The 1,509-nt window shown below is 64.5% G+C and carries 2 protein-coding genes; one reads left to right on the plus strand and one right to left on the minus strand.

Features of this window, described 5'->3' with window-relative positions; all coding sequences use genetic code 11:
* On the minus strand, window positions 1-687 hold a 687-nt coding region (locus JHD07_RS09470), incomplete at its 3' end, for a serine acetyltransferase (RefSeq protein WP_291621346.1).
* Window positions 688-949: 262 nt separating this feature from the next.
* Here JHD07_RS09470 and JHD07_RS09475 point away from each other — a divergent pair.
* Window positions 950-1,509: fatty acid desaturase (locus JHD07_RS09475; RefSeq protein WP_366864179.1), on the plus strand; the 560-nt coding region annotated here is incomplete at its 3' end.

Raw genomic sequence — 1,509 nt, forward strand, 5'->3', positions numbered from 1 at the left:
CGTCACGACAGTCCCGGCGCCGATCTTGGCGAAATCGCCGATCTCGATGTCGCCGAGGATGGTCGCGCCGGAGCCGATGAACACGCCGCGACCGATGCGAGGCGAGCGTATCGGCAGGCCGCCATGGCGTCCGATGCTGACGTTCTGCAGGATGGTGACCTCGTCGCCGACGACGGCGTTGGCGCCGATCACGATGCCGGTGGCGTGGTCGAGATAGACGGCGGACCCGATGTCGGCCGCCGGATGAATGCTGACCTGAAGCGCGTTCGAAGCCTCATTCTGAAACAGCAGCGCGGCGTCGCGATGATCGTGACGCCAGAGCCAGTTCGAGACGCGCCAAGCTTGCAGCGCGACGTACCCTTTGAAGTGCAGCAGCGGCGGCAACAGTCCGGCGATGGCGGGATCGCGGAGCACGATGGCGCGAAGGTCGCGGCCGGCCGCTTCGACCAGATCCGGCTGGCCGTGAAAGGCATCGCGGGAAAACGTCGTTAAGCGCTCGCGATCGGCGGCGCTGCCGCCCAGCCGGCGTCCGATCAGGTCGGCCAAGGCGGCGGCGAAATCGTCATGGGCAAGGACGGCATCGGCGAGAGCCCTGCCGAAGACGGGATCCGCCGCTGCTGCGCGCTCTGCCTCGCCGCGTATCTCCTGCCAGAGGATATCGCTCGCCTTGATCGCAGCTTCCGCCATCTTCGCCGCCTGCGGTGTTTTGACGCTTGCTTCTCATCGACGAATATAGGAGCCAGAGAGCCGGTGCGCCAATTGACGTCAGCGACATGCGGTCGCCGAACGCCCGGCAACGAGCTTGCTTGCCGGAGAGCCCCGCCCGTATAGTCCGTAGGTTCTTTCGGCCCAAACCCGCGGTGGTCTGCCATCCGCGGGTTTTTCGTACCCTCGGGCCGTCAGCGCCGGATCAATCCTCTTCCCACGTCATCCGAGGTCACGCTCAAATATGTCGCCCAACGCCCCCGCCGACGACCAGCATGACGACGTCATGTATCCATCCGCCCTGCCGTTCTTGCTGGTCCACCTCGGCTGCCTGGGGGCAATCTGGTCGGGCGTCACCTGGCAGGCGGTCGCGATCTGCGTCTCACTCTATTGCTTGAGGATGTTCGCGATCGGCGCGGGCTACCATCGCTATTTCTCGCATCGGGCGTTTGCAACGAGCCGGGTGTTTCAGTTCATCCTGGCCTGCCTTGCGCAAAGCACCGCGCAGAAGAGCGTGTTGTGGTGGGCGGCCAAGCATCGGCACCATCACCTGCATTCCGACACCGAAAACGACGTCCATTCACCGCGTCACCGCGGCTTCCTCTACAGTCATCTCGGCTGGATTTTCTATCGACGGCACGACGCGACTGACCTCGTGAAGGTCGGCGATCTCGCCGCCTATCCCGAACTGATGTGGCTGCATCGGCTGGAACTGCTGCCGGCGCTGGTGCTGGCAGGGCTGTGCTTCCTGATCGCAGGATGGTCGGGTCTCGTCGTCGGCTTTCTCTGGAGCACGGTGCTGCT

This window comes from Bradyrhizobium sp. (genome assembly GCF_016462955.1).
Lineage (GTDB): Bacteria > Pseudomonadota > Alphaproteobacteria > Rhizobiales > Xanthobacteraceae > Bradyrhizobium.